The 18,404-nt window shown below is 61.6% G+C and carries 17 protein-coding genes and 1 tRNA gene; 12 read left to right on the forward strand and 6 right to left on the reverse strand.

Annotated elements, in window-relative coordinates; translation table 11 throughout:
* Positions 1–9: 9 nt before the first annotated feature.
* The 8 genes from ACSQ3S_RS10775 to ACSQ3S_RS10810 all read left to right on the forward strand — a co-directional run bounded on the left by ACSQ3S_RS10775 (position 10) and on the right by ACSQ3S_RS10810 (position 7,092).
* Positions 10–1,383, forward strand: coding sequence for a cache domain-containing protein (locus ACSQ3S_RS10775; RefSeq protein ID WP_353404683.1), 1,374 nt, complete (start codon positions 10–12; stop codon positions 1,381–1,383).
* 22 nt (positions 1,384–1,405) lie between these two features.
* Positions 1,406–2,023, forward strand: a complete 618-nt coding sequence (locus tag ACSQ3S_RS10780; protein ID WP_176653596.1) for a response regulator — start codon at positions 1,406–1,408, stop codon at positions 2,021–2,023.
* Between the two features lie 246 nt (positions 2,024–2,269).
* Positions 2,270–3,436, forward strand: coding sequence for an EAL and HDOD domain-containing protein (locus ACSQ3S_RS10785; protein ID WP_436142360.1), 1,167 nt, complete (start codon positions 2,270–2,272; stop codon positions 3,434–3,436).
* A gap of 3 nt (positions 3,437–3,439) precedes the next feature.
* Positions 3,440–5,527 (forward strand): putative bifunctional diguanylate cyclase/phosphodiesterase, encoded by a 2,088-nt coding sequence (locus tag ACSQ3S_RS10790; protein WP_436142361.1) that lies wholly within the window; start codon positions 3,440–3,442, stop codon positions 5,525–5,527.
* 48 nt (positions 5,528–5,575) lie between these two features.
* A tRNA-Ser gene (locus ACSQ3S_RS10795) sits at positions 5,576–5,665 on the forward strand.
* 196 nt (positions 5,666–5,861) lie between these two features.
* The gene (locus ACSQ3S_RS10800; protein WP_436142362.1) at positions 5,862–6,182 is read left to right on the forward strand and encodes an Arm DNA-binding domain-containing protein; all 321 of its coding nucleotides are present in this window, start codon (positions 5,862–5,864) and stop codon (positions 6,180–6,182) included.
* Positions 6,064–6,555 carry a phage terminase large subunit family protein gene (locus tag ACSQ3S_RS10805; protein ID WP_436142363.1) on the forward strand — a complete coding sequence of 164 codons (492 nt, stop codon included), beginning with the start codon at positions 6,064–6,066 and terminating at the stop codon, positions 6,553–6,555. Before ACSQ3S_RS10800 ends, ACSQ3S_RS10805 begins: the two co-directional genes overlap by 119 nt.
* A gap of 6 nt (positions 6,556–6,561) precedes the next feature.
* Positions 6,562–7,092: a phage portal protein gene (locus ACSQ3S_RS10810; RefSeq protein ID WP_436142364.1), complete on the forward strand. Its 531-nt coding sequence runs from the start codon at positions 6,562–6,564 to the stop codon at positions 7,090–7,092.
* An 85-nt stretch (positions 7,093–7,177) separates the two neighbouring features.
* Here the strand turns inward: ACSQ3S_RS10810 and ACSQ3S_RS10815 are convergent, their stop codons facing one another.
* The 3 genes from ACSQ3S_RS10815 to ACSQ3S_RS10825 all read right to left on the reverse strand — a co-directional run bounded on the left by ACSQ3S_RS10815 (position 7,178) and on the right by ACSQ3S_RS10825 (position 9,535).
* A complete protein-coding gene (locus tag ACSQ3S_RS10815; protein ID WP_436142365.1) occupies positions 7,178–7,999 on the reverse strand; it encodes a hypothetical protein in 822 nt (273 codons plus the stop codon).
* Positions 8,000–8,613: 614 nt separating this feature from the next.
* Complete coding sequence (locus ACSQ3S_RS10820) at positions 8,614–9,111, reverse strand: DUF1203 domain-containing protein (RefSeq protein WP_436142366.1); 498 nt, start codon at positions 9,109–9,111, stop codon at positions 8,614–8,616.
* A gap of 76 nt (positions 9,112–9,187) precedes the next feature.
* On the reverse strand, positions 9,188–9,535 hold the full coding sequence (locus tag ACSQ3S_RS10825; protein ID WP_436142367.1) for a GFA family protein: 348 nt from the start codon (positions 9,533–9,535) through the stop codon (positions 9,188–9,190).
* 167 nt (positions 9,536–9,702) lie between these two features.
* Between ACSQ3S_RS10825 and ACSQ3S_RS10830 the strand changes: the two genes are divergently transcribed.
* Complete coding sequence (locus ACSQ3S_RS10830) at positions 9,703–11,169, forward strand: serine hydrolase (RefSeq protein ID WP_436142368.1); 1,467 nt, start codon at positions 9,703–9,705, stop codon at positions 11,167–11,169.
* Between the two features lie 42 nt (positions 11,170–11,211).
* On the opposite strand, the gene ACSQ3S_RS10835 is transcribed toward ACSQ3S_RS10830, so the two are convergent.
* The gene (locus ACSQ3S_RS10835; protein WP_436142369.1) at positions 11,212–11,850 is read right to left on the reverse strand and encodes a DsbA family protein; all 639 of its coding nucleotides are present in this window, start codon (positions 11,848–11,850) and stop codon (positions 11,212–11,214) included.
* Positions 11,851–12,006: 156 nt separating this feature from the next.
* Between ACSQ3S_RS10835 and ACSQ3S_RS10840 the strand changes: the two genes are divergently transcribed.
* The gene (locus tag ACSQ3S_RS10840; protein WP_436142370.1) at positions 12,007–12,789 is read left to right on the forward strand and encodes an alpha/beta hydrolase; all 783 of its coding nucleotides are present in this window, start codon (positions 12,007–12,009) and stop codon (positions 12,787–12,789) included.
* Between the two features lie 5 nt (positions 12,790–12,794).
* Here ACSQ3S_RS10840 and ACSQ3S_RS10845 read toward each other — a convergent pair whose 3' ends face one another.
* Together ACSQ3S_RS10845 and ACSQ3S_RS10850 are read right to left on the reverse strand one after the other, a co-directional pair.
* Positions 12,795–13,166 (reverse strand): hypothetical protein, encoded by a 372-nt coding sequence (locus ACSQ3S_RS10845; RefSeq protein ID WP_353404716.1) that lies wholly within the window; start codon positions 13,164–13,166, stop codon positions 12,795–12,797.
* A 57-nt stretch (positions 13,167–13,223) separates the two neighbouring features.
* Positions 13,224–14,414 (reverse strand): serine hydrolase domain-containing protein, encoded by a 1,191-nt coding sequence (locus ACSQ3S_RS10850; protein WP_436142371.1) that lies wholly within the window; start codon positions 14,412–14,414, stop codon positions 13,224–13,226.
* 35 nt (positions 14,415–14,449) lie between these two features.
* On the opposite strand from ACSQ3S_RS10850, the gene ACSQ3S_RS10855 reads away from it, so the two are divergent.
* Together ACSQ3S_RS10855 and ACSQ3S_RS10860 are read left to right on the forward strand one after the other, a co-directional pair.
* Positions 14,450–14,938 carry a hypothetical protein gene (locus tag ACSQ3S_RS10855; protein ID WP_436142372.1) on the forward strand — a complete coding sequence of 163 codons (489 nt, stop codon included), beginning with the start codon at positions 14,450–14,452 and terminating at the stop codon, positions 14,936–14,938.
* Between the two features lie 69 nt (positions 14,939–15,007).
* Entirely contained in the window at positions 15,008–18,403 is a 3,396-nt protein-coding gene (locus tag ACSQ3S_RS10860; RefSeq protein ID WP_436142373.1) for a DUF748 domain-containing protein, read from the forward strand.
* Position 18,404: the final 1 nt, after the last annotated feature.

An 18,404-nucleotide genomic window follows, 5' to 3' on the forward strand; every position in this document is an offset into this window, starting at 1 on the left:
GACAAAGCCATGAAACTGCGGCAAAAAGTTATTTTCCTGGCGATCACGCCGCTGATCCTGGCGCTGTGCGCGATCGCCTTCGCCGTCCGCCACCAGTCGGAGCTGCTGGCGCGCCAGCAGCACGCCACCATCCAGCAAGCCTATCTGAGCAGCAAGGAGGCCGAGCTCAAGCACTACGTCGCGCTGGCCTCGCACTCGATCGCCAGCCTGTACGAGTCGGGCCGCGACGACGATGCCACCAAGAACGAGGCCAAGCGCATCCTGGCCTCGCTCAGCTACGGCGACGACGGTTATTTCTTCCTCTACGACATGCAGGGCAATACGCTGATGCATCCGCGCCAGCCGGAGCTGGTGGGCCAGAACCTGTTCGAGCTGCGCGACGAGCAGGGCCAGCCAACCATCCAGAACCTGCTGCGGCGGGCCCGCGCGGGTGGCGGGCTGGAGCGCTACATGTGGGTCAAGCCGTCCACCCGCAAGCCGGTCGCCAAGCTCGGCTATGTGATCGCCATGCCGAAATGGGGCTGGATGATGGGCACCGGCATCTATCTGGACGATGTCGACCGGGCGCTGGCCCAGGTCGACGTCCAGCAGTCCGGCAACATCCACAACACCATGCTGTGGATCGCGGCGATCGCCATCGCCGCGTCGGTGGCGGTGGCCAGTTCCGGGCTGGCGCTGAACATCAGCGAACTGCGCGTGGCCGACGCCAAGCTCAAGGTGCTGGCCCAGCGCGTGGTCGAGTCGCAGGAGGAGGAGCGGGCGCGGCTGTCGCGCGATTTGCACGATGGCATCAGCCAGTGGCTGGTGTCGATCAAGCTGCAGATCGAGGCCGGCATCATTCGGCTCAACAACAGCCTGGCATCGGACCAGCCGGACCAGCTGCAGGCGGCGCAGAAGGTGTTCGAGCACGCGGCGGACCAGCTCAGCAACGTGATGGGCGAGGTGCGGCGCATCTCGCACAACCTGCGGCCGGCCATCCTCGACGACCTCGGGCTGGCTGCGGCGCTGCACCATCTGGGCCAGGAGTACACCCTCAGCAGCGGAACCCCGGTACACTTCACTGCATCCGGCAGCACCGATGAGTTGCCCGACGTCGCCAACACCGTGCTGTTCCGCCTGGCGCAGGAGGCGCTGACCAATATCGAGCGCCACGCCGGCGCCGGCCATATCGAGATCGGCCTCGCGGGTGGGGCGGGTGGCGTCACGCTGACCATCCGCGACGACGGCGCCGGCTTCGACGCCGAGGGCATCGCGCTGCATCCCCAGCGCGGAATCGGATTGCGCAATATGATGGAGCGCATGGACGCCATCGGCGGCCGCTTCGGGATACAGTCATCGGCCGACGGCACGGTGGTCACGGCGTTTGCCGGCAACAACAGTTAGAACAGTTAAAGAGCAGAACACGATGACAGCTACAATCAAAATCCTGCTGGTCGACGACCACCCGCTGGTGCGCGACGGCCTGCGCGCGCGGCTCGAGGCGATGCCGCAGTTCCAGGTGGTGGCCGAGGCGGGCGGCGCGGCCGAGGCGCTGGAGCAGGCGGCCCAGTGCGACATCGACCTGGTGCTGATGGATATTAATATGCGCGGCACCAACGGCATCGAGGCGACGGCCCAGTTCAAGCAGGCGTTCCCGCGCATCGCCGTGCTGATCCTGTCGATGCACGACAAGCTCGAGTACGTGTCGCAGGCGATCCAGGCCGGCGCGCGCGGCTATGTGCTCAAGGATGCGCCGGGCAAGGACATCGTGGTGGCGATCGAGACGGTCATGTCCGGCGGCATCTATTACAGCGCCGCGCTGGCCCGCCAGCTGGCCCAGCCGCAGAACCAGGACAACCAGCTGACCTCGCGTGAGCACGAGGTGCTGCGCCACATCGCCAACGGCGAATCGAACAAGCAGATCGCCCGCGCGCTCGACCTCAGCGTGCGCACCGTGGAAACCCACCGGCTCAACATCAAGCGCAAGCTGGGCATCGAAGGGCAGGCCGAATTGATACGGTTCGCGGTCCAGCACGCCCAGTAAAACCGGAGCCACTTGCCATACCAGTGAGCAATTTTTAACAGTGCGTGTTCGCTCGGCAATATCTGCTATATTCCTGTGCCGGTTACGTAATCGTAACTGTCGTTATGCAAAAGAAAATGTTTCGCGCGCAGTAAATTGGTCCTATACTGGTCATATTGCTAATCACGTTACTATCAACATGGTATTTGGTTGCTTTAAGTCAATGGGTGATCTAAGATTGCGCGCACTACCCTCAATGAGATATTGATGTCTGCGCCTGAATCCAGCCTGTTTCCACTGGTGAAACTGCAAGCGGTGTCCAACGCTCACAATGAGTGGGTGGCGCTGGCTTTTGAATTGTCTCCCGAGTCCGGCGATCCCCTCCAGGCGGCGCTGACCCTGCTCAAGACGCCGGACGTGTATGCCGCGCTGGCGCCGCTGGACTGCATCCTCCCCGTTCCCCATCCGCTGCAGCTGGAACTGTCCCAGTTGGAGTCGCTGCCGGCCAGCCACGTGATCCTGCGCGTGCCGGCCGACGCCTGCGCCGACGCGGCCGTGCAAAAGAAACTGGCCGGCTATGCCGACGCCGGCTACCGCATCATGGTCGACGGTGTGGCCGGCATGGGCGCCACCCTGTGCGGCGCCAAGTCGCTGGCCTACGACGCATCGCTGACCCTGCCGCCGGTGCTGGCGCTGGTGGGCCAGCCGGGCCCGCACCTGGCGACCGGCATGGGCAGCGAACAGCGCATCGCCGAATGCGCCGCGGCCGGTTTCAGCTGGTTCATGGGCGACTTCGCCATGCATCCGCCGCACGACATGAACGCCGGCGACGGCACCTCGCGCAAGCGCCTGCTGGCGCTGCTGGGCCTGCTGGCCCGCGACGCCGACTCGCGCGAACTGGAAGTGCTGCTGAAGCAGGATCCGGCGCTGTCCTACCATTTATTGAAGCTGGTGAACTCGGCCGCGTTCGCGCTCAGTTCGCCGATCCACAGCTTCGGCCAGGCCATCAACGTGCTGGGCCGGCGCCAGCTGCAGCGCTGGCTGCAACTGCTGCTGTACGCGCGCCAGCAGGACGACGGCATGACCAATCCGCTGCTGCCGCTGGCGGCGGTGAGGGCGGCGCACATGGAAGCGCTGAGCAAGGCGCTGGGCTGGGACCGCGATCAGCAGGACATGGCCTTCGTGGCTGGCGTGTTCTCGCTGCTGGACGTGCTGCTGGGCATGCCGATGACGGAAATCGTCGCCGCGCTGAGCCTGGACCTGGACGTGGTGATGGCGCTGCTGGACCGTGGCGGTCCGCTGGGCGAGCTGCTCAGCCTGGTGGAAAAACACGACGGCGCCGGCCTGGCCAAGGCCGGCATCGATCACGAGACCTATTGGGGCGCGCAACTGCAGGCTTACCACTGGGCGATCCAGGTGAGCAGGAATATATAAACCATGCTCGCGCACCCCGTCTCCGACTTCCTCAGCAACAGCGCGGCCTTGTGCGACGCGGTGCTGCGCTTGCGGGGCACCGCATTGAACGAGGAAATGGGACGCATCGTGCGCAGCGTAATGAACAGTCCGCTGGGCGACTTCCTGCCGGCCGACACCCACGCCATGCTGCTGCATCCGCCGGTGGAAGAGGTGCTGGCTGCCAACGACGACGCCGTGCAGAGCCTGACGCAGGACATCGTCTTCGAAGGCCAGTACTTCGGCCGCTTCGTCGTCTCCGGCCGCCAGCAGCACTACACCGATATCGACCGCCAGCACCTGGCCAGCCTGGCTTCGCTGGCGGCCAGCGTGCTGCAGGTGCATTCGCTGGCGCAGCGCTCGACGCACGCCTACGTGCAGGTGGAAGCGCAGCTGCAGCACCAGGCGCAGATCCTCGACCACATCCACGAGTCGGTGCTGACGATGGACATGAACGGCTTCATCATCAGCTGGAACAAGGGCGCCGAACGGCTGTTCGGCTACACCGCGGTGGAAGCGCTGGGCCGCAACATCCTGTTCCTGTACGACGACGAGGACGAGAGCTTCGACGACGCCTTCCTGGCGCAGGGCGGCCGGCTGATGGAAGTGCGGCGCAAGAAGAAATCCGGCGAAGTGTTCTGGGCCAGCCTGTCGCTGTCGCCGCTGTGCGACATCAACGACCGCTCGATCGGCCTGATCGCCTACCTGACCGACATCACCGAGCGCAAGATGGCGGAAGAGCGCATCCACCACCTGGCCTACTACGACGCGCTGACCGACCTGCCGAACCGTTCGCTGCTGACCAAGCTGGTCGACCAGGCGCTGACGGTGGCCCAGCGCAGCAAGCTGAGCGGCTGCGTGCTGTTCATCGACCTCAACCGCTTCAAGCTGATCAACGACACCCTGGGCCGCAGGATCGGCGACGAGCTGCTGCGCGAAGTGGCGCGCCGCTTCCGCGCCGTGCTGCGCGACCAGGACCTGGTGGCGCGGCTGGGCGGCGACGAATTCGCGGTCGGCCTGTTCGAGCTGGGCCAGCACTTCGAAGCCAGCATGGTCGCGCAAAAACTGCTGGCCACGCTGAACACCCCCATCCTCATCGACGGCCACGACCTGCGCGTGGGCGGCAGCATCGGCATCAGCGTCTATCCGCAGGACGGCGGCGACGCCGAAACCCTGCTGCGGCTGGCCGACATCGCCATGTACCGCGCCAAGCAGGAGGGCGGAGCCGAGGGCGACCACGTCGCCTTCTACAGCCAGGACATGAACCAGGGCATGCAGGAACGCATGCGCATCGAATCGGGCCTGCGGCACGCGCTGGGCAACGGCGAACTGCTGCTGCATTACCAGCCGAAGTTCTCCATCACCAGCGGCAAGATCATCGGCGCCGAAGCGCTGGTGCGCTGGCGCCATCCGGAGCGCGGGCTGGTGCCGCCGGCCGAATTCATCCCGCTGGCCGAGGCCACCGGACTGGTGGTGCAGGTCGGCGAATGGGTGCTGGAGGCGGCTTGCGCGCAGGCCAAGGTGTGGAAGGACGTGGGATTGCCGCCGATACGGCTGGCGGTCAACGTGTCGGCGCGCGAGTTCACCTCGACCTTGCCGGGGCGGGTGCTGGACACGCTGAACCGCTACGGGCTGGAGCCGTCGTGGCTGGAGCTGGAGATCACCGAGAGCACGCTGATGCACAACATCGACCGCGTGATCGGCATCATGGACCTGATCACGGCGATGGGCGTGACCTTGTCGCTGGACGATTTCGGTACCGGGTATTCATCGCTGTCCTATCTGAAGCGCTTCCCGATCGACACCTTGAAGATCGACCGCTCGTTCACGATCGGCATCCCGAGCGACGCCAACGATTGCGCGATCGCCAACACCATCATCAGCATCGCGCAGCAGCTCAAGCACAAGGTGATCGCCGAGGGCGTGGAGACGGTCGAGCAGCTGGCGTTCCTGAAAAATTCGGGCTGCGACGAGGTGCAGGGCTATCTGTTCTCGCGTCCGTTGGGAGCGGAAGAATTCGAGCAGGCGCTGCGTGAAAACTGGACGCCGGGGCAATCCAGCAGGGCCGCGTGATGAAAACGGCCATTATCGGGGTGAAATCTGTATAATGTCGCACACTTAGGAAGCGTGGCCGAGTGGTTGAAGGCACCAGTCTTGAAAACTGGCGACGGGTTAAACTGTTCGTGAGTTCGAATCTCACCGCTTCCGCCAAGTGCCTGCAACACACCCCCTCCCAGGCTTGCACTAACCACCCGAAAAATCATAAAAATCAAGGGCTTAGAGAAATCGTTGACCATCCGAGTCGCACAATCATCCAATTCGGAAATCGCAGTCCCACAGTCGCCTGTAGGTTCATTTGTAGGTATCATGCGGTACCGTCATCCACCGTACCTACAGGACCGAACCCATGGCCATCAACACGCTCACCGATGCCGACTGCCGCAAGGCCACTCCCAATAACGGAAAGCTACGCAAGCTCTTCGATGGCCACGGCCTGATGCTCGCCGTGCTGCCCAGCGGGAACAAGGTCTGGTGCATGGCCTACCGGAATTCCACCGGCAAGCAGCAAACGGCCGTCATTGGGCCGCAGCTTTGGAGTACCGCCGCCGATGACGCTGGAGGAGTGGTCGCGCGAGCATTTCTACCTGTCGAAGGAATCGTCATACGTGGAGCAGGACTGGCGGCCGTGGCCGTTCCAGCGCGCCATCATGGCCTGCATCAGCAATGACGACATCCGTTTCATCGACTTCATGAAGTCTGCCCGTGCCGGCTACACGAAAATCCTGCTGGCGGCGATCGGCTACTTCGCCGAGCACAAGCGCCGCAACCAGGCGCTCTGGCAGCCGACCGACGGCGACAACGACGAGTTCGTCAAGACCGAGCTCGACACCATGCTGCGCGACGTCAAGGTGATGAGCAAGGCGATGCCGGCCCACATGGCGCGCCACAAGGACAACACGCTGGCGCAGAAGAAGTTCTTGGGCTGTCTGCTTCACACGCGCGGCGGCACTGCTGCGCGCGCGTACCGCAGGATCTCGGTCGACGTCGCCTTCCTGGATGAGCTCGACGCATTCCTGCGCGACATCGAGAAGGAAGGCTGACCGGACATGTACCTTGACGCCTCAGTAGCAGGTGCTTCGACGACACCGCCCGGTACTGCACCTGAACTTGGCATGGCGCCAGGGATGATCATCACTGGTCTGTCTCCTGGCGAAGAGATCGGCATGATCGATTCGAATCGCCCCAATCCGAACCTGATCACCTTCCGTGGTGGCCAGCTGCGCGCCGTCGCGGCCGGAGTTGGCGCGAGCTACTCCAGCCTGGCGCGCGACTACGACGGCACCTACTCAGCCCAGCGTCAGGAGCTGGTGGAGCAGTGGGTGCATTACGCCGTGCTGACGGACGAGTTCGTCGGCCAGTACGTGCAGCCTGTCTGGCAGGATTTCGTCCTGACGGCGCACCTGTCGGGCGTCGTACCGCGCCCGCGCGATGTCGACCCGGACAACTTTGCAGAGGCATGCGGTCAATTGCACTCAAACTACGATTACGCTGGCAGTGCCAATACACTTGTACGGGAGGGGGCACTGGCGACAAGTACAGTCGCTACACCAACCATCTCTTCCTTGGGAATCACGTAATGTGGAAAGGCTCGATCAACATCGATCGTGATTTGTGCAACGGTTGGATCGGTATCAATGCGGGACGGAGTGCTGATAAATCTCATCAAGCCCTGCCATTTAATAGGTCGCCCCAGGAACCACCTGCAATCGTAAAGGTGATAGTGTTGTCGACCCATTGTGGATCGAGCATACCCATTGCAGAGAGTTTGAATAGTATTTGCAAGGTCTCGTCCTCAGTTTTATTGATAGACCGAGCGGCGGACAAGACATTGATCAGTTGGGGATCTGCTGGTGGTTTAAAAATGGACTCCCAGGCCGCAGGTATTCCATATTTCACAATGAAATCATCTTGTGCTTGAACGTTGAGTGCGGTTTGATTTGATGGACGCCTAATTGGTTCCCATTTTGCAGCTTCTTCAGGTAAGGTCTTTAGAATTAGTGGTAGAAAATTCTTGAAGATTTTATTAAGCGCTGCGGAGGTGTGCAAACTACTTTCTAGTTTTCCAGTATTTGCCTCTTGCAAATCTTTCTCTAGTTTTTTGACCAGGGCTGCAGTATCTTTTTTGAACGCATCTGCGCGGTCGTCCGACCAAACCGCCTTCTTGAGAATTCGTAGTCGAAGGCGCTCATGCCAATTCTCAAAGGTTGCATTTAGCCAGGTCGTTCCTAACGAAATAATCGGCAGTATACCCAAATAGACAAGGGCTGCAGCCAGAGGTATCCAGAACAATTTAATAGATGGGGAACCATCTTGTGGGTACAGGACGTATTCTGAATAGAAAAATTTCTTTGCGTAACCGTCATTGCTCAAGAATACGACGATGACCTTGTAGTTCGTAACTAGCCAAGAGATTCCGAACGAGAGCAGAAGCGGATTGCTTACGCGTTTGGAAATTGAATCCAGTATTTCGTATAGTTTTTCCATTGCTCGAACCTCGAAAAATTAATGTCAACAAAATAAGCACTCGAAGTATAGACCCATTTCATTTGCTCGTAAGGGTGAAGTTCATCAGAGAGGCCGGCGCCGACCGCGTGCATATCGACTCAGAAAACGCACATGATCGGCTCCACGCTATCAAGTTCGCGTGAAAAACAGTCTCCAATTTACGTAGAAATGAGACTCGCCAAAACGGAAACTGTGCGTACCGAATAAGGAACGCACAATGTCCGCACCTACAGTACAACAAGCAGAACTGTTGGAACTTCGACGGATTGCTCCCGGTTTCAGACGCCGTCAGGCGGTCGCTGACATTGCCAGGAGGTGCAAGACAGGAACGAGACGAGGCGGGGCGCAGGATGCCCCAGGTGGTGCAGCTTGGTTTTTCATTTTGTCTCCCGGGTGTTTTTTTTAGTGATGCCACCCCATCCTAGTCACGGCAAACTGAAAGCGCCAATCGTATTTTTTCCTTGTCAATATACTTTTCTGTATCAGATAAATCTGACAGGTGTTGAGTTGCGTTGAAAATTGATAATCATCCAGCTAGTTGTCTAACAAGGCATTGCTCGATCCGCAAAACAACTGGGCGCGGTGTCGAAGGTCTAGCGGTAGCTAGCCGATCGGATTGGCCTGACTACGCGGCACGCGTAACATCCGTAGGCAGCGAAGTGGACAAAGACTGTGTCGACATCTTCCCGCGCCAGAAAAACCTGCAGCTGTGCTTCGGCATCCGCTGCCGTGACCACTGCGGCATCGACGATGCGTTCGTCCACCGAGTAGGCGCGCAGCACAAACTGTTGGCCGAGATAGGGCATCTCTCCCGTGATGGGCAATGCTGTCAACACCGGCGGCGCTTCGGAGGCCGCCAGCATGAACACAGGCCCATATTCGCGATACGGACCGGCGCGGCGGAAGGGGCAGTGGCTGGCCAATATCAGGCGTTCACCCGGCATGGCCCTGCGCAGCACGTCGCGGCAGGGCTCTCCTCCTTGTGCGATATGGTATTCCACAGCTTGCTGCTGATCGTCCAAGCCTTGCTCGCGGACGCGCGACGAGAATTCCGTCGATAACGGTTGAACGGTGTAGGCGATGTTGGTCATGTGTCTGTCCTCTGATAATCGATGACCGATTATCAGAGGACCACTCGACGCAGGCTTCCCGTTTTTTGCTTTCTATTTACAGCGAGCGGCCGTCGTAGTGGTGGACAGGGATGGACTCCAGGTCGATGCCCTCGATGCAGCGGATATTGATCGCGGCCATGGCGTCGCCGTTCGGCGCCGTGCCTTCGCTGTACGGCGCCGTGCCGCAGACCGGGCAGAAGCGGTGCTTGATCAGGTGCTTGTTGAACAGGTAGGTGCTGGCGTTTTCCTCCGGCGTCAGCAAATGCATGGCGTCGCGCGGAATGAACCACATCAGCGAACCCTTGCGCTGGCACATCGAGCAGTTGCAGGACATAGCCGAAGCGATCTCGCCTTCGGCCTCGAACTTCACATTACCGCAGTGGCAGCTTCCCTGGTATTTCATATCACTCTCCTGAAGAAAACGATCGAGACCGGCGATAACGAAACGGCAGTCTTGGCGAAGAAAGCATCCGCTCAACTGCTGTTCGATGTTTAAGTAGATATTTTGTTCTACTTAATTTACACTCGCGTCGACGCTGACAAAAATGTCATAGGCGAAAGAGGATTTCCATGAAAAGAATGATACAAGGCTTCTTGAGTGTTGCGGTTTTCGTTATCGCATCGCTGGGAGGGGCCGCCGCCGCCGGAGCTGCCGAGACGGGGCAGTCGCTAGAGGATCAAGTCAGCCGCTACCTGCAAGGACAAATGCGCGAGCGGCGCATACCGGGCTTGCAGCTTGCCGTGGTTAAAGGCGGCAAGATCGTCATGCTGAAGTCTTTCGGCTTGGCGGAATTGCCTCATTCCATACCGGTGACCTCGCGCAGTGTTTTCTCCATCAACTCCGCGACTAAATCCTTTACCGGTGTCGCGATCATGCAATTGGTGGAGCAAGGGAAGCTGGACCTGGCGGCGCCGGTGTCGCGGTATCTCAGCGACTTGCCGGTGCCTTGGCAGGCGGTGACGATCACCCAATTGCTGAATCATACGTCGGGCCTTCCCGACATCATCAGCCAGCAGACTTCGCGGCTGGCAACTGGCGGCGGTCCGGACGCGGCATGGCGGCAGGTGCAGACCATGCCGATGGATTTCGCGCCTGGAGAACGGTATAGCTACAACCAGACCAATTATCTGCTGCTCGGCAAAATCATCGATCAACTGAGCGGCCAGCCCTTCACGCGGTTCATACAGACCCGGCAATTCGATGCGGTGGGCATGCGGCAAACCGGATTCGGCGACATGTTTGACGTTATTCCGGACAAGGCGCCCTCGTACAGATTCGATGCGGACGGCAAGACGCTGAAGCAGGTGGCCGACGAGTTTCCCGCATTTTTGAGGACCGGGGCCGGGATCAACAGCACGGCGGAAGACCTGGCCCGATGGATTATTGCGCTTCAAAAAGGTACGCTGGTGTCGTCCGCGGGTTTGACGCAGATGTGGCAGCGCGGCCACTTCAACGACGGCAAGGCCGGCCCATGGTCCTTGGGTTGGCCCGCTATCCGCGACAACGCGTATCGGGCGAGAGCCGGCATCGGCGGCATGCGGTCCGCGTTCTATGTTTATCCGGAAAATGATCTGGCGGTCGTCATACTGACCAACCTTGCCGGCGCCGCACCTGAGCAAATGATCGATATCGTCGCCAGCTATTTTTTACCCGGATTGAGAGGTGTCAGCGGCGGCTATGCCGCCTATCGCTTGCGCGAACAGACGCAAAAGAGCGGGTTTGAAAATCTGGACGAAACACTGGCGCAGCTCAAAAAGCAGCTGGGCATCGCCCAGCCGTCGGAAGATGACTTGAACAGTTGGGGTTATGGCTTGCTGAGCGTGGGGAAGAAGGCGCAAGCGATAGCGGTGCTGCGCCTGGCAACACGGCTGTATCCGGACAGTTTCAATGTGTACGATAGTCTGGGCGAGGCGTATGAGGCCGCGAGCGAGCATGACTTGGCCGTACAGAACTACAATCGTTCGCTGGCACTCAATGCCCAGAATACCCATGCTACCGAGCGCTTGCGAGCGCTTAATCCAGAAAAACCGCAATAGGTTTCAGCCATGCAGGGACGGAGGCCCCCGTGCCAGCGCCGGTCAATGCTGGGTCAGCAGTGTGGCCAACTGCTGTTCGATGTCGCGGTAAGGGGCATATCCCGGACTGACCGGGAAGATTCCCTTGTCCGTTTCCAGCAGCAGCGCCGGGAAACTGCGTACACCCAAGGCCCGTGCCCTGGCAAAATCGGCAGCGGTCTCGGCCACTACTTCGGCGGAATTCCATTCGCTATAGAACTGCTCATCCTGCACCGCATGTCCTGCCGCCATCAGCGCGGCGGCGCCGGCGCTGGCCAGCACACTGCCGTCCGTGGTGTCGCGTCCGTCGACATAAAAAGCCCGCTGCAGCGCGCGGAACACGGCCAGCAAATCCGCCTCGGGCGCGAGCCGGCGCGCCGTGACGACGGCACGGCAGATCGGCTCCGTATCGTAGACGAAGTTCTCCAGCGCGAGGAAGGCTACACGGTTGAACGGCAGGCCGCTGTTCTGTTCCACCCGCTCCCAGTGGCCGAGACGGAATTGCTTGCCCGCGTTGTCGAGTACATCGGTCGCGCCGGCGCGCACGCCGCCGACGATGATTTCCAGCGGCAGTTCCGGGTGCGCCGCCATCAGCGCTGTCATTTCCTTGCCAAAGCCGTAGCACCAGGAGCACATGGGGTCGGCAACATAGATCAGTTTCATCGTTCTCATCTTTCATCGTTGAGCTGGCGCCAAATCGCCAGCGATGAATCACTATACTTATGTCGATTGTGTTGATAAACACGCCAGGCGGAAAATTAATAGATACACCATGTAATCAATTGATGTGTTATTTTTACAATTTTTCTCGGAGGCGCGATGATGGTTTGGGTCCGTTGGGTGGTGGGATGCGTGTTGGCGGTCTGCAGCGTTGCGGTGCAGGCGGAAGGGCAGACCTTCAAGGTGCAAACCCGTCCGGGCGTTGAAACCAGCGTCTACTGGGAAGCGCAGGAGGGCGCCAAGGCCACCGTGTTCCTGTTCACCGGCGGCAATGGCGGCTACGGCAAAGTGGTCGATGGCAAGCCCACCAGCCGCAACTTCCTCGCGCGCAGCGTGGCGCTGTTCCTGGCGGACGGCTTTAACGTCGCCATCTTCGGCCTGCCCAGCGATACGCCGGCGCTGGATTACAGCGACCGCGTCAACGAAAAACATCTTGCCGACGTGCGCGCCGCGCTGGATTTTGTACGCAGCAAGAGTCTGGCGCCGGTCTGGCTGGTGGGCACCAGCCGCGGCACCATCTCGGCCACCTATGCGGCGATCGGCAGTACGCAGGATGCGGGCATCGCCGGCCTGGTGCTGACTTCCAGCGTGGTCGCGTTCAAGAAGCAGGGCGCGGTGCCGACGCAGAACCTGGCGGCGCTCAAGCTGCCGGTGCTGGTGGTGCACCACGCCAGCGATGCCTGTGTGATTACCCAGCCGCACGAAGTGGACTGGATCATGAAGGGTTTGAAAAACGCGTCCGTCAAAAAACTGGTGATGGTCACCGGTGGCGTCAATCCGAGCGGCGACCCTTGCGAAGCCATGCACTACCACGGCTTCATCGGCCAGGAAAAAGAGGTGGTGGACCTGATGGCGGACTGGATGAAAAATCCGGCGAACTGAGCGCGTCAGGCGACGGTGTCGATCACGGTGCCGATGGTGTCGGTCTCTTTCTGCGGCTCGGCTGCGGCGCTTTCTTTCGCCGGCGCTTTGTTGCTTGCGCTGGTCACGGTGACCTGACGATCGGCTTCCTTTTGCAGCAGCGCGGTTTGCAGCGCGCTGATCTGGTCTTCGATCGATTGGATCTGCTGCATCAGCGCGATCTTTTGCTGGATCTGGCCGGTGCTCAGGTTGCCGGTCAGCTTGGCCAGCTCCTCGCCCAGCTTGGCCTCCTGTTTCTGCAGCACCGCGATCTGCTTGATGATGGCCGAACGCACCGTGGTGGTTTCGGTTGATGCCGATGGCCGGTAGGCGGGAATGGCCGTGGTGGTGGCGCTCATGATGAAAAGTTCCTGCTGGGAATATACCTGTAATTAACGGCAGATTCCCGGGGAACCTTAGCCTTCGCAGCCCGCGCTGACGACCGGATGTTCGCGTGCTCCCGGCCTCGCCAGTTCGGGCCGGTCGTAGGGAATGTAGCTCATCCAGAACCACGGCAGGCAAGTCTTGCCGAACACATGTTCAACCGCCGGGAAGAACATGCGTTCTGCGTTGGAGCTGTTGCTCAGCATGACGATGCCGCTCTGCGGACGCACGAAGCCGAGCGCGAAATTGTTGGTGCCGTCGTCATTACCTTCCTTGAAGAAAGCCGGCCCCAGAGGCGAGTTGTACAGCGGCCAGCCCAATCCTATCGACAGTGCTATGCCGCGGTTGACCGTGGTCTCGCCCGGCCAGTGCGACGGGAACTGCTGCGGCGAGACGATCGCCAATTGCGGCGACAGCATTTCAGCGCGCGCCCTGGCCGACAAGCCGTCGCCGCGCAGCACGCCGGCCATGAAGCTGGCGTAGTCGTTGAGCGTGGTGTCCATCGATCCGGCGGCGCGGGCGCCGCTGCGGCGCTTGTGCGCGATGACCGTGCCGTCGCGGCTGTAGTGCGTGGTCTCGCGGCCGGCGAAGTCGTCGCGCCATACCATGCTGGTGTTGCGCATGCCGAAGCGCTCGAACACGCGTTGCCGCATCAGGGTTTGCAGCGGCGTGCCGGTGCGCTCCTCGACCACCAACTGCAGGATCTGCAAGCCTTCGCCCGAATACACGTAGCGGCTGCCGGGCGGATATTTGAAATCGAGCTTGCCGTTGTCGTTGATGAAGCGCCAGTTCAGCAGGCCGCTGGTGTGGGACAGCAGCATGCGCGGCGTCAGCTGTTGCCAGCGCGGATCGTCCTTCAGGTCGGCGAACGCGGGATAGTCGGGCAGCGGTTTTTTCAGCAGGGCCGGCAGCGTCGCATCGAGCGACAGCAGGTTTTCATCGACCAGCTGCATCACCATGTAGGCGAAGGCGGCCTTGGTCAGCGAGGCGCCATACATGATGGTGTCCGTGCGCAGCGGCTTAGCGGCGGCCACGTCGGCGTAACCGTAGGCCTGGCTGTAGACCACCTGGCCGTGGTCGATGACCGCCAGCGCCAGGCCGGGCACTTTGGCCGCCGTCATCAGACGCTGTATTTCGGCATCGACGGTCGGGCCGCGTTGAGGAGCAGCGGCGCAGCCCACCAGCAGCGCGGCCAAGGTCACGGAGCGAAAAATAGAGATCATGTAAGATGATTGAACCGAACAGTTAAGGAGCTTGCATGAAACAGATTTTACTCAGTTGTTTGCTGATGGCCGCGTTCGCCGCGCAGGCCGCCCACGCCGATGAAGCGGCGATGTGCAGCGCCGCCGCCGGCGTCTATCGTACCGGCACGGTGGTCAAGGCGCCGAAGTTCTCGCACGGGCAGTTCCGCAAGGGCGTAGAGCTGTCGCACACGCATATTCGCATGAAAGCCGACCAGGATGGCAAGGAATACGACGTCGCCATCGACAACGTCTTTGCCAGCGGCTTCGAACCTAACCAGAAGACCGTGCCGGGTTCGCTGAGCGGCATCCGCGTCGACGACCGGGTGGAAGCCTGCGGCCAGCTGTACACGCATGGCGGCGTCGGCATCCATTGGGTGCACACCAATTGCGGCAAGAAGCCGAAGCCATCCAAGCCGGACGGCTGGATCAAGGTGATTGCCGCCGACGGTACGCCGGGCCAGAATATCGAAAGCAACACGCAGTACTGCTCACTCTTCAATTGAGCTCTGCAAGGGCTTGCTATACTGTTGCCTGTGGAATATTAAATCTTCAGGGGAAAAGTTTTGCGGGCAATGAACAAACGATGGAAGCGGTGGGGCATAGGCGTGGCGGGCGCCGTGGGCGTGTACGCGCTGGCAGGCGGATGGTTGCTGCCGCAGGTGATCAAGAGCCAGCTTCCAAAGTTTGTTGAGACTGAACTCGAGCGCAAGGCTACCATCGGTGAAGTCAGCTTCAATCCTTTCACCTTGCGCTTCGTCGCCCGCGACTTCCATCTGACCGAGGCCAACGGCGCGCCGCTGTTCGGCGTGGGCGGGCTGGAGGTGGAGATGCAGTGGCGCTCCGTGCTGCGCCGCGCGTGGAGTTTTGCCGACATCCGCGTGGTCGCGCCGACCGTGCAGCTGGCCATCGCCCCGGACGGCAAGTTCAACATCGCCGAGTTCATGGCGACGCTGGAAAAACGCAAGAAAGACGACAGCGATTCCGGCATGCCGCGCCTGATCGTCGAGCATTTCGCGCTGGAGCAGGGCAAGGTCGACATGCACGACCGCCACGCCGGCTACAGCGACACCTACGCGCCGATCGCCTTCGCGCTCAACAACCTGAGCACGCTGCCGGACGAAAACGGCGACTACACGCTGAGCGCCGATGCCGGGCTGGGCGGCAAGCTGCGCTGGAAAGGCACGGCCGCGCTGAATCCTATCGGCGGCAGCGGTTTGCTGTCGCTGGAGAATGTGGCCTTGCCGGGTGTGTCGACATATCTGAAATCGTTCATGCGGGTGGTGGTGGCGGATGGCCGCTTGTCGGCCAAGCTGCCGTACAAGTTTTCCTACAAGGACGGCAAGCTGGATGCGGGCCTGGTCGGCGCCGGCCTGGCGCTGAACGACCTGGTGATCAGGCGCGACGGCGCCGCCGAGGCGTTCGTGAAGCTGAAGCTGTTCGATGTCAGCGACGTCGGCGTGGATCTGCTGAAGCGCAGCGTAGTCGTCGGCGGCCTGCATGTGAATGGCGGCGCGCTGGCCTTGCGCCGCGATGCCAAGGGCGAACTGGACGTGGCGGGCTTGATGGTGCCGGCGAAGCCAGCGGCGGCGCCAACGGCGGCCAAGCCGGCGCCGTCGCCGAGCTGGAAGGTGCAGCTCAAGCAGATCGCGTTTGACGACATCGCGCTTGCCGGCATCGACGAAACCGTCAGCCCGGCGCTGAAATTCAATGCCGACAAATTGAAGCTGCGCCTGCAGCTGCAAACGGAAACGGCCGCCGACGGTCTCAAGCTGAACATCGCCGATGCCGCGTTCTCGGTCGACAACCTGGCGCTGACCAGCGGCTCGATGACGCCGTTCAAGCTGACGCAGCTGGGCTTTGACGACGGCGCGATCGACCTGGCCGGACATCGCGCCACGTTCGGGCGCTGGTACGCCGACGGCGGCCAGCTCGACCTGTCGCGCGACAAGAAAGGACAGTTCATCTTCCTGAGCCGCTTGCCGGGTTCGGGCGCGGCTTCATCCGCGAAGGCGGCTGCACCCGCGCCGGCGCCCGCCAAGCCCGAAGCGCCGTGGGCGGCCAGCATCAAGAGCGTCGAGCTGACCAAATTCGGCGCCCGCTATGACGATGCCAGCAGCGGCATCAAGGCCAACCTGCAAGACTTCAACCTGACGCTGACCGATGCCGGTACCGACCTGAAAAAGCCGCTGGCGTTCCGGGGCAATGTGGGTCTGCGCGAAGGCGGACAGCTGACCGCCAAAGGCAAGCTCGTGCCGGCCACCGGCGCCGTCGATACCGACCTGAAGCTGAGCAAGCTGGCGATCGCGCCGGTGCAGCCTTTGCTGTCCAAATATCTGAAGCTGAAGATTGCCGACGGCAACATTTCCGGCGAGGGCCGCCTGCATACGGGCGCCGGCGGCAAGACCGATCCGAAGATGCGCTACGACGGCTCGCTCGAAGTCGCCAGCCTGACGCTGAACGAGGAAGACAACGACCGCTTCGCGCACTGGAAACTGGTGCGTGCCGACAAGCTGGCGTTCAGCCTGGCGCCGGATCTGCTGGATGTCGCCGAGTTGCGCGTGGTGGAACCGGATGCGACGCTGATCATCGAGAACGACCGCAGCTTCAACGCCTCGCGCCTGCTGGTGAAGCAGGAGGGCGCGGCGCCGGCGCCGGAGGCCAAGCCGGCCGCCGCGGCAAGCAGCGAACCGTTCCCGGTGCGCGTGCGCCGCCTGCGCTTCCAGAACGCCAAGCTGGACTTCACCGATCTCAGTTTGCGGCCGCAGTTCAGCGCCAAGATTTATGAGCTGGGCGGCGTGATCACCGGTCTGTCGTCCAAGCGCGATGCGCGTAGCCAGATCGAACTGGACGGACGAGTCGACGAGTTCGGCCTGGCCCGCATACGCGGCCAGCTGAACCCGTTTGTCCCGGCCGACAACACCGACGTCAACGTCGTCTTCAAGAACGTCGACATGGTGTCGGCCTCGCCCTACAGCATGAAGTTCGCCGGCTACAAGATCGCGCAGGGCAAGATCTCGCTGGACCTGCAATACAAGGTGCGCAACAGCCAGTTGGAAGGCAACAACCAGATCGTGCTCGATAATCTGACGCTGGGCGAGCGCATCGACAGCCCGGATGCGCTCAAGCTGCCACTGGAGCTGGCGCTGGCGATCCTGAAGGACAGCAACGGCCGCATCGACCTTGGTGTTCCCGTGTCGGGCAATATGAACGATCCACAATTCAGCTACGGCTCCGTGGTGTGGAAGGCGATCGGCAACATCATGAGCAAGATCGTCACATCGCCGTTCCGCGCGCTGGGCAATCTGTTCGGTGTCAGCGGCGACAAGCTGGAATCGATCGACTTCGACGCCGGCAGCGACACCGTGCTGCCGCCGGAGCGCGAAAAGCTCAAGCAAGTGGCGCAGATCCTGGCGAAGAAGAGCCAGCTGAAACTGTCGGTGCCCGGGCAGTACAGCGAGGCCGCCGATGGCGCCGCCTTGCGCGAGCAGGCCGTGCGCCGCGCCATCGTCACGCGTGCCGAGATCAAGCTGGCGCCGGGCGAGCAGCCCGGTCCGCTGGACATCGGCCAGCGCAAGGTGCGCGGCGCCTTGCGCGACCTGTATGCCGAGCGCTTCGGCGCCGCCGAGCTGGACAAGCAGAAGAAGGCCGCTGAAAGCGCCGGCGCCGCCGATGCGGGCGCGCAGCAGAAACTGCCGGTGCTGCAGCGCCTGGGCAAGATGGTGCAGGGCGAACCGCAGGTGGCGGACGCCAGCGCCTTCTACGGCAAGCTGCAGGAACGCCTGGAGCAAAACCAGCCGCTGCCGGCGGACGCCTTGCCGCAGCTGGGCTCCAGGCGCGCCGCCGCGATCCTGGCCGCGCTGAAGGAGGAGGGTGTCGACCCCGCCGCCGCCCACGCCGCCGCACCGGAAAAGACCGACGCAGGGGCCGGCAAGCCGGTCGCGCTCAAGCTGGGACTGTCGGCAAAATAAG

This window comes from Duganella sp. LjRoot269 (assembly GCF_964254095.1).
In the GTDB taxonomy this organism is placed as follows: Bacteria; Pseudomonadota; Gammaproteobacteria; order Burkholderiales; family Burkholderiaceae_D; genus Rugamonas; species Rugamonas hordei.

Excerpts from the sequence above, each read along its gene's own strand:
- ACSQ3S_RS10775 (WP_353404683.1), top strand. The coding sequence starts at position 10 with ATGAAACTGCGGCAAAAAGTTATTTTCCTGGCGATCACGCCGCTGATC.
- ACSQ3S_RS10780 (WP_176653596.1), top strand. The coding sequence starts at position 1,406 with ATGACAGCTACAATCAAAATCCTGCTGGTCGACGACCACCCGCTGGTG.
- ACSQ3S_RS10785 (WP_436142360.1), top strand. The coding sequence starts at position 2,270 with ATGTCTGCGCCTGAATCCAGCCTGTTTCCACTGGTGAAACTGCAAGCG.
- ACSQ3S_RS10790 (WP_436142361.1), top strand. The coding sequence starts at position 3,440 with ATGCTCGCGCACCCCGTCTCCGACTTCCTCAGCAACAGCGCGGCCTTG.
- ACSQ3S_RS10800 (WP_436142362.1), top strand. The coding sequence starts at position 5,862 with ATGGCCATCAACACGCTCACCGATGCCGACTGCCGCAAGGCCACTCCC.
- ACSQ3S_RS10805 (WP_436142363.1), top strand. The coding sequence starts at position 6,064 with ATGACGCTGGAGGAGTGGTCGCGCGAGCATTTCTACCTGTCGAAGGAA.
- ACSQ3S_RS10810 (WP_436142364.1), top strand. The coding sequence starts at position 6,562 with ATGTACCTTGACGCCTCAGTAGCAGGTGCTTCGACGACACCGCCCGGT.
- ACSQ3S_RS10815 (WP_436142365.1), bottom strand. The coding sequence starts at position 7,999 with ATGGAAAAACTATACGAAATACTGGATTCAATTTCCAAACGCGTAAGC.
- ACSQ3S_RS10820 (WP_436142366.1), bottom strand. The coding sequence starts at position 9,111 with ATGACCAACATCGCCTACACCGTTCAACCGTTATCGACGGAATTCTCG.
- ACSQ3S_RS10825 (WP_436142367.1), bottom strand. The coding sequence starts at position 9,535 with ATGAAATACCAGGGAAGCTGCCACTGCGGTAATGTGAAGTTCGAGGCC.
- ACSQ3S_RS10830 (WP_436142368.1), top strand. The coding sequence starts at position 9,703 with ATGAAAAGAATGATACAAGGCTTCTTGAGTGTTGCGGTTTTCGTTATC.
- ACSQ3S_RS10835 (WP_436142369.1), bottom strand. The coding sequence starts at position 11,850 with ATGAAACTGATCTATGTTGCCGACCCCATGTGCTCCTGGTGCTACGGC.
- ACSQ3S_RS10840 (WP_436142370.1), top strand. The coding sequence starts at position 12,007 with ATGATGGTTTGGGTCCGTTGGGTGGTGGGATGCGTGTTGGCGGTCTGC.
- ACSQ3S_RS10845 (WP_353404716.1), bottom strand. The coding sequence starts at position 13,166 with ATGAGCGCCACCACCACGGCCATTCCCGCCTACCGGCCATCGGCATCA.
- ACSQ3S_RS10850 (WP_436142371.1), bottom strand. The coding sequence starts at position 14,414 with ATGATCTCTATTTTTCGCTCCGTGACCTTGGCCGCGCTGCTGGTGGGC.
- ACSQ3S_RS10855 (WP_436142372.1), top strand. The coding sequence starts at position 14,450 with ATGAAACAGATTTTACTCAGTTGTTTGCTGATGGCCGCGTTCGCCGCG.
- ACSQ3S_RS10860 (WP_436142373.1), top strand. The coding sequence starts at position 15,008 with ATGAACAAACGATGGAAGCGGTGGGGCATAGGCGTGGCGGGCGCCGTG.